Annotated in this window: 10 protein-coding genes; 3 read left to right on the top strand and 7 right to left on the bottom strand. The window is 46.9% G+C overall.

Annotation, left to right across the window (positions count from 1 at the left end; all coding sequences use genetic code 11):
• Positions 1 to 627 (top strand): sensor histidine kinase (locus VN105_RS13000; protein ID WP_325641515.1); only part of this gene is annotated, 627 nt, incomplete at its 5' end.
• Positions 628 to 742: 115 nt separating this feature from the next.
• Positions 743 to 1,489, top strand: a complete 747-nt coding sequence (locus VN105_RS12995) for a LytTR family DNA-binding domain-containing protein (protein ID WP_325641513.1) — start codon at positions 743 to 745, stop codon at positions 1,487 to 1,489.
• On the opposite strand, the gene VN105_RS12990 is transcribed toward VN105_RS12995, so the two are convergent.
• The 3 genes from VN105_RS12990 to VN105_RS12980 form a co-directional block, all read right to left on the bottom strand.
• Positions 1,484 to 2,266, bottom strand: coding sequence for a tetratricopeptide repeat protein (locus VN105_RS12990; RefSeq protein ID WP_325641510.1), 783 nt, complete (start codon positions 2,264 to 2,266; stop codon positions 1,484 to 1,486). The genes VN105_RS12995 and VN105_RS12990 overlap by 6 nt on opposite strands.
• Positions 2,267 to 2,271: 5 nt before the next feature.
• Positions 2,272 to 4,176, bottom strand: a complete 1,905-nt coding sequence (locus VN105_RS12985; RefSeq protein ID WP_325641508.1) for a BatD family protein — start codon at positions 4,174 to 4,176, stop codon at positions 2,272 to 2,274.
• A 190-nt stretch (positions 4,177 to 4,366) separates the two neighbouring features.
• Positions 4,367 to 5,068 (bottom strand): SDR family oxidoreductase, encoded by a 702-nt coding sequence (locus VN105_RS12980; RefSeq protein ID WP_325641506.1) that lies wholly within the window; start codon positions 5,066 to 5,068, stop codon positions 4,367 to 4,369.
• Positions 5,069 to 5,164: 96 nt separating this feature from the next.
• Here VN105_RS12980 and VN105_RS12975 point away from each other — a divergent pair, with 96 nt between their 5' ends.
• Positions 5,165 to 5,860: a YjjG family noncanonical pyrimidine nucleotidase gene (locus VN105_RS12975; RefSeq protein ID WP_325641504.1), complete on the top strand. Its 696-nt coding sequence runs from the start codon at positions 5,165 to 5,167 to the stop codon at positions 5,858 to 5,860.
• A 64-nt stretch (positions 5,861 to 5,924) separates the two neighbouring features.
• On the opposite strand, the gene VN105_RS12970 is transcribed toward VN105_RS12975, so the two are convergent.
• The 4 genes from VN105_RS12970 to VN105_RS12955 form a co-directional block, all read right to left on the bottom strand.
• On the bottom strand, positions 5,925 to 6,146 hold the full coding sequence (locus VN105_RS12970; RefSeq protein ID WP_325641502.1) for a hypothetical protein: 222 nt from the start codon (positions 6,144 to 6,146) through the stop codon (positions 5,925 to 5,927).
• A 28-nt stretch (positions 6,147 to 6,174) separates the two neighbouring features.
• Positions 6,175 to 6,828 (bottom strand): phosphatidylserine decarboxylase family protein, encoded by a 654-nt coding sequence (locus VN105_RS12965; protein ID WP_325641500.1) that lies wholly within the window; start codon positions 6,826 to 6,828, stop codon positions 6,175 to 6,177.
• A gap of 87 nt (positions 6,829 to 6,915) precedes the next feature.
• Complete coding sequence (locus VN105_RS12960; RefSeq protein WP_325641498.1) at positions 6,916 to 7,800, bottom strand: phosphatidate cytidylyltransferase; 885 nt, start codon at positions 7,798 to 7,800, stop codon at positions 6,916 to 6,918.
• A gap of 114 nt (positions 7,801 to 7,914) precedes the next feature.
• A partial coding sequence (locus VN105_RS12955) for a hypothetical protein (protein ID WP_325641496.1) occupies positions 7,915 to 8,104 on the bottom strand: 190 nt, incomplete at its 5' end.

Here is an 8,104-nt window from a genome sequence, read left to right as displayed (position 1 = left end):
GCGCAGATGGACCCGCATTTCATATTCAACAGCCTTAACGCTATCCACCACTATATTCTTACTACCAGTACGGACATGGCATCGCTGTATCTTACCCGCTTTTCCCGGCTCATGCGGTTAATGATCGGTAATTTCAATAAGGAATGGATCTCCCTCCAGGACGAGCTGGACGCCCTGGAACTGTATATCCAGCTGGAACAACTGCGTTTCGACGAACAATTCAACTACCAGCTGATAGTAAGCCCCGAGGTGAACCGGCAGTTCACTCTTATCCCTCCCCTGATCATCCAGCCTTATGTACAATACGCCATCTGGCACAGGATCCTGCTACGGCCCGAGAAATCGGGCGGACAGCTCCGGATCATCCTCTCAAAAGAAAACGACCGGCTCCAGATCCAGCTGGAAGACAACGGTATCCTGATCACCGAAATGCTGGATGGCACTGGTGAACGGCAGGCTTCGGGTATAGATATTGCCTCGGAACGGCTGTATATGATGAGCGAAAAGTATCACATGAAAGCCAGTATAAAATCTTTGCAGGTATATAACGAAGAGCGGGAGCCCTCCGGTAACCGCCTTATTATCAGTATGCAGCATGTAGCCGCCCGCCAATCCCTGGCGGGGTAGGCTTTAATTGGTAATGTGCGGCAAATTGCTTAATTTCTACGTGGATAATGGAATCAAAGACCATATACTTTACCACAACATTACATCTGAAATACCTTTCATAATCTGATCCTACATGCGTACCATTATCGTGGACGACGAGAAGCACAGTCGGGATGCGCTGCACATGATGTTGGAAAGATATTGCCCGCACGTTGCTGTACAAGCCCTTTGCAGCAGTGGGACTGAAGCCCTGGCCGCCATTGAACAATTACATCCTGAATTAGTATTCCTGGATATAGAAATGCCCGGGATGGATGGCTTCCAGGTGCTGGAAGAATGTAACTATCACTCTTTCGCTGTAATTTTCATTACCGCCTATGATCAATACGCCCTCCAGGCGATCCATCACAGCGCATTGGATTATCTTCTTAAACCTATTGACAGTAAAGAACTGAAAGACGCCGTGGAAAAAGCTGGTACCCAATCTACCGCTGTTACAGCGGTAAAGGTGGTTAACCTCCTCCATTTCCTGCAGGAACACCTGAACCAGGATGAACGGCTGGCGCTGCCTACCTCAGACGGTTTACGTATGGTTACTGCCAGGAATATTATCTATTGCAAAGGTGCGGGTACGCAAACCCGGTTGCATTTACAGGAGCCGGAAAAGCCGGTGATGGTGTGCTGCACCCTGGTAGAAATGGAGCAATGGCTTGCCGATAAAGGGTTTTTCCGCGTGCACAGCAGTTTCCTCATCAACCTGTCTTTTATGGAAAAATATATTAAGGGAGATGGCGGGGAGATTATTATGAGCGATGGATACAGTGTGCCGCTGGCGCGGGATAAGAAGCAGGATTTCCTGCAGCGTATTGAAAGGCTATAACCGCTTGATATAGTTACAACTGATCCAACCGTTTTTACCATCCGCCAGCTCAATTTTACAGAAATCGCGGGTAGAATCCGTGATCCGCACCTTCATGCCCTCTCCCACCTCAAAGGCATCCCGGCTGTTTTCATCAGGGGAGGTTTTTGCCCGGATATTACCATTCATTACAATACCTGCTTCATGATTGTTGGACCACAGGTAAGTATCTACAGACATAACCAGGTACAACGCGCACAGGGCACCCAGTGCATAGGCGCCCCAGCGTATAAATTTATTCCTCCACCCTGGGATATATACATTAAGCACAATAGCCGCAATGAGCAGCCAGAAAAGAATAACTGTACCTGCTGCCCAGCCATTGGCTTTATGGAGATGTTGCAGTTGTAACCACCACTGCTGGAAAAACACCATCGGCAATTCTTCCACAAAGCCGTTTACTTTCTGGTTGGCAATGGAAAGGTTGTGTTTCACGGCCTCATCGTTGGGCGATAATTGCAATGCTTTCTCGTAGTTATAAACCGCCTGCCCGGTTTTACCGGCTTTATACCAGGCGTTTCCCGCGTTGAAGTAAAGCGCTTTCTGTGTATGGCCTTCATCCAGTAGCTGCTGGAAAACCCTGGCTGCCTCCGTGAACTTACTTTGATTAAAGAGTTTGTTCGCTTCTTCAAACCGCTGCTGCTGATTTTGCGGTGGCGTTTGTGCATGGCCTGCTGTAAAAGTCAGCAGGCATATAAAAGCCAATAATACCGGTTTAATTTTTCTATAGTTCAGCATTTCGTTTAATTCTTTAATGCATCTTCCAGGTTGGTGATAATGCTCACCGCCTGTTCGTAAGTTCCCTGCATTTTACGGTTATCCTGTCCGGGTGCATACAAGGCTACTTCACAATTATCGATCAGGTTAAACAGGTCGTTTGTATTGCTGCCATTAATATGCCGGGCACTTAGTTTATCCTGTATCAGTTGTTTGCTCAGATCGGCCATTGGTATTTTCAGTTTGGAACTGAGGTATCCCCAAACAGCGCGTGATGTTTCTTCATAGAAGGCCTTGTCCTTACCTTCTTTCAGGTAGCGGGCAGCCAGTTCCAGCCGTTTCAGGGCTACTTTATTCGCGTAGCGGTGCTTCAATACTGCCGCATTGGTAGTGTTGTAGTCCCTGCGGCGTTTGTAGAAGATAATGCCGGCAGCTATCAGCAGCGGCAATAGCAGCAGTGCATAGAACCACGGGCTGAGAATAAACCAGCTGTGATTTCGTGTCCAGTCGAGGATACCGGTTTCATTTTTCACGAGTTCATTTTTACCCGCGCTGAAATCCTGTTTATCCTGCTTAATATGTTTGCCCTGTTCAATCTGGATGTTGAAGGGTTGGGAGCGTAATGTTTTATAGCTGTTGGCTGCCGGGTCGAAGTAAGAAAATTCCACCGCAGGGATGGTATGGTCGCCTGCTTCCTGTGGCATCAGCACATATTCAAATGTGCGGCTGCCGGAAAGCGGGTTGCTGTTTTTCTCTATATCGTCGGTTACTTTCGGATCATATTTTTCGAAGCCGGTAGGTGTTTCCACCTTGGGGGAATTTAGCAGGTTCACATTACCCTGGCCACTGATGGTTACCTTTAATGTGAGGGCATCATCGGTGGTGAGTTTCTTTTTATCCACCACGGCAGTCATGTTAAAGTTGCCTACTGCACCATTGTAGCTGATGGGACGTCCGTCTACAGGAACCGGTTTAACATTGATCTTTATCGGGTTGCTCTGGATTTTGTAAGGAACATCCTGGTATTCCACTTCCGGGCGGTTGAAGAAATCATCGAAGAAAGGATCTTTGAAAGCCGGATCATTGAAGAAATCTTCGAAAGGGTCCCTGCCCCTGCTGCCACCTTTTTTGCTCACCATTTTCACGAGGCGCACCTGGTTGTCTACTTCCACAGGGTCCAGTTCGAGGGTGCCTGACTGTAGCGGGAAAAGCAATGTTTTCCGGATGGTGAATACCTTATAGGGGATGCCATTTACCCTTTCTTCGGTAGCCTGTGGCGGGTTGGGCAGTTCAATGTCTTTGGCGGAAAATCCTTTGAATGCCGGTACTTTGGTGACACTGGAATTTGTAGGGAGTCGGGTATAAAGTTTATACGTAGCCGTTAGTTGTTCGCCTTCGTATAAATTGGTTTTATCTACATCTACTTTCAGGAAAATATTCTTCCTCAGTTTTTCATTGATGTCTTCTCCTTTCTTAAGAATACCTTCCTGGATATCTTCATTGCCACCGGAGGATCCGCGGTGTGGCGGAAAACCGGACGACGGAGGTGCGGCCTGCTGTTGCTGTTGCTGGGCATTGCCTTTTCTGACTTCAATTAAAACCGGATTTGATTTAACGAGGTTGCCGTTCACACGCGCCTGGGCGCCGGCAATGGTGAAGCTGCCCACATGTTTGGGTTGCAGCAGGTAACTTAATGCAATATATTCAGAACGTTTTCCATTGAAAATGGATTGTCCCTGCATTTGAGAAGGCCCTTGCAGTATTTCGAAGTCTTTGAAACTGGGGGGAGTAAAACTGGAAATATTAACACCATTTTCCATCATAAACTGGATCTGGAATGGTTCATCCAACGTCACGGCATTATTGCTCACAGTGGTAGTAAAGCGGAACTCCTGTGCCTGTGCACAGGCTACCGATCCTATACAAATCAAAATGGCGTAAATACACTTCCTTATGCAAAATCTGTACATCATAATTATGTCAACAAATTTAACCAAAGCCGCGCCGGAAGCGCTGTAAGACCCCGTTAAAAGTTAGTTAAATCATTCTAATATGTTCCTATTCAGTTATCTTGAAAAAGAACATTCCCTGCCCGCTGAAAAATCCAATATAATAAGATGTTTAAATATCTCCCAACATAGGTCTTAGTACAATTTCCTCCACTACGGTTTGCTTTGCCATTGTCCAGGCGGCCCATATTACAGCGGCAATATCTTCGGGGGGCATCATTCTGTTGGGGGGAGCGTCAAAGCCTTCCCAGGAAGCGGTTAAAGTAGGGCCGGGACTAACCGCTGAAACCCCGATGTAGTGTTGTTTCAGCTCTTCCCGCAGGTTTTTCGTAAAACCGAGCAAGGCGTATTTGGTGACGCTGTAGGCGCCTCCGTTGGGATAGGCCCGGTAGCTGGCGGTGGAACACATGTTAAAAATATATCCTTTGCGACGGGTGATCATAGCGGGTAATAAGGCCCGGGTAAGATGATAAGCGCTGTATACATTTACTGCCATCATCTTTTCCAGTAGTCCCTCTTCTTCCTGGTGAAGCGCTCCGGGCACAAAAATACCGGCATTGTTCACGAGGATATCCACCTGTGTAAATGCAGTAGTTACCTTAGCGGCAAATGCCAGTACCTGCGATTTATCTCCCATATCCACCACTTCTGCCAGTACTGTTACTGCAGGGTTTTTCCGCTGAATATCCGCTTTGGCCAAAGCCAGCGTATCTGCATGTCTCGCACAAATCGCCACATTAAACCCTTCCAGCGCCAGTTTTTCTGCTATAGCCTTTCCAATGCCCTTGCTGGCGCCCGTAATTACTGCATTCATAGTTTCTTTCATTAATGCAGTAAAATAAGGAATTTACTTTGGAATACAGCAGCGTCCTTCTCCCATCTCTGTGGTATTTTGTACCTTTGCGGCGTCATGAAATACAAACATCTTTTCTTTGACCTGGACCATACACTCTGGGACTTTGAAACAAATGAACAGGAAACACTGCTGGAGCTGTACAACAGCCATGGCCTGGAAAGCAGGGGAATACCATCTTTTGAAGCTTTTTCCGTTTCTTATGTGGCACATAACGAACGCCTGTGGGATCGCTTCCGTAAAGGATTTATTACCCGCCGTGAGTTGCGCGACAAACGCTTCCGTCTTACACTGGTTGATTTCAAAATAGGAGACGAGAAATTAACCCAGAAGATCAGCGACGAGTTCCTGGAAATACTGCCATATAAAAAAGCGCTGTTCCCGGAAACGAAAGAAACGCTGGAATATCTTGCTGCAAAGGAATATCCCATGCATATGATCACTAACGGTTTCGAGGAAACGCAGTTGCTGAAAATGAAAAACGCAGGGATTGATCACTACTTCACGCATATTGTTACCTCAGAAATAGCAGGCAGCCTGAAGCCCTACCGGGAAATTTTTGACTATGCTATCACGAAAGCCAATACCAGTGCAACGGAGAGCATTATGATCGGGGATGCGATGGAGCTGGATATTAAAGGGGCACATGGTGCGGGAATGGACCAGGTATATTTTAACCCGGCCAGGCCGCCGGTCGATTTTCAACCCACTTATGTGATCGGGCATCTGCGGGAACTGAGGAATATTCTGTAAGAAAAAAGGAAATGCGGACTACCACATCTCCTTTTTTCTTTATGCTGTAGCGGCGAAGGAATATTTATCGCTGTGCTTTCGCTTTTGTTTTGTTTGCTGCAGCCATTCTCAGGCTGGCGGTTTTAGACGGCTGCTGACAGCAGCTTTTACCTTTGGCAGTGGTTTTACAGGTGGCAGCGGCGCCATCCTTTTTGGATTTGGCAGCTGCTTTGGTTTTTTCCTGTGCCATTGCCATCCCAGCTATCATCAGTAATGCGGCTGCACCGGTAAAAGCTTTCTTTATCATGATAAATGCCGTTTAGCTATTAAAGATACTAGATTTTAGCAACAACTGTAATACCGCCCTGTACTACCTGTTCCAGCTGTACGGTTACCTCTGTACCAATGGGCAGGTAAAGATCTACGCGGGAGCCGAACTTAATAAAACCCATTTCCTCGTTCTGGCTTACTTCCATGCCGGGTTTCAGGTAGTTTACAATCCTGCGGGCCAGTGCGCCTGCAATTTGTCTTACCAGGATATCCGCTTTACCATTACCAATTACTATGGAATGTCTTTCGTTTTCAGTAGATGATTTCGGATGCCAGGCCACCAGGTATTTACCTGCGTGGTATTGCGACAGTTTCACATTACCGCTGATAGGATTACGGTTTACATGCACATTGGCAGGGCTCATAAAAATAGACACCTGCAGGCGTTTATCCTTGAAATATTCCGGCTCATATACTTCTTCAATTACCACTACTTTACCATCGCAGGGAGAAATAACCAGCGAATCACCAGTTGTATATTGCCGGGAGGGAATACGAAAGAATGAAACGATGAACAGGAAGAACGCAAGGGAAATAATGGATACCGTCCAGCACAGTGCCGGCGCGTTACCGAACCAATAAAATACTGCTCCGTTTACTAACGCCAGTACCAGGAATACAAGGGAAATGGTAGCAAATCCTTCACGATGGATCTTCATTGTTTTTTTATTAGATGATTGATGTTTGTGTTTAGTCTTGGGTGCAAAGGTACTTTAATTCAATTTTTTTCGAATACGAATGTTTTGTTAACGCATCATGAAAAATTGAACATAAATCCAGGCGAAAGGGGCTGCCAGTAACAGCGAATCAAACCGGTCCATAAAACCGCCATGGCCGGGCATGATCCTACCGGAATCTTTTACGCCGGCCATTCTTTTCAGCTTCGATTCTATCAGGTCGCCAATGGTACCGAATACAGCGGCAATGAGGGCCAGTACGATCCAGTGCTGCAGCGCCAGGTACCGGTAACCCCAGAAATGGCCGTAAATGCCGGCTGTAGCCACCGCGAGGATCATGCCTCCTACAGTGCCTTCAATGGTTTTCTTGGGCGATATAGCCGGTGCAAAAGGGGTGCGTCCTATCAGCGAGCCTACAATGTAGGCCATGGTATCATTGATCCAGATGAATATAATAAGCAGCAGGGGAATCAGCCAGCCGGGGGCTGTTCCTACATTTTCGGGGGTGTAATGAATATTGATGGCATTTACCCGGATGTGGATCAGCAACCCGAAAGGGATGATCACATACAGTAACCCGATGGCAGAGTAACCGATGTTCTTTAAAGAGAAGTCCTTACTCATCAATACTTCTCCCAAAGGCATCACCAGCAGGAAAATCACGGCCGTCCACCAGCCAAGCAATCCTGTGGGAATACCGCCTATTTCAAAATTATCTCCTGTAAAAGTGAGCAGGATAGCTGCTCCTGCTATGGTAGCGCCCCATTTATGCCAGGAAGAAACATTGGTATAATCGGGATCAATCCCGCGAAGCAGCCTGAAGTACTCCTGGAGGGCAAAACAGCCGATCAGGAAGAAAAGCAGGAAAAAAGTATAGTCGGCCCATAGGATCCCTCCCAGCATTACTGCCACAAACACAAGCGCAGAGGCAGTGCGGGTGAAAAATGTCTTCATTATGGTTGTATCTGTTGATTAAATTCTACCCGCAAAAGTGGATAAAAATACCCTACAGAGCAAATTCCCTTCCGGGAAGCCACCCGGAAGGGCACTATCTGCAGGAGATCTCACTTATTCTTCCTCTTCCAGCTGGTTAGGATCGCCGGTAGGCAGGTTATTGTGATTATGCACCAGGTCTTTGGCTATTTTTTCCTTGGACTCATGCACATACAATTCCACCTGTCCGGGTAGGGTAATATTATAGGATGATGACTGCCGGTTAAGTAAAACCGCTTCAATATCGTTATCCAGTAACATTCCC

This window comes from Chitinophaga sp., from assembly GCF_035564935.1.
Taxonomy (GTDB): domain Bacteria; phylum Bacteroidota; class Bacteroidia; order Chitinophagales; family Chitinophagaceae; genus Chitinophaga.
The sequence above is the reverse complement of the archived record's forward strand: the minus strand, read 5'-3'. Positions and strand labels throughout refer to the sequence as shown.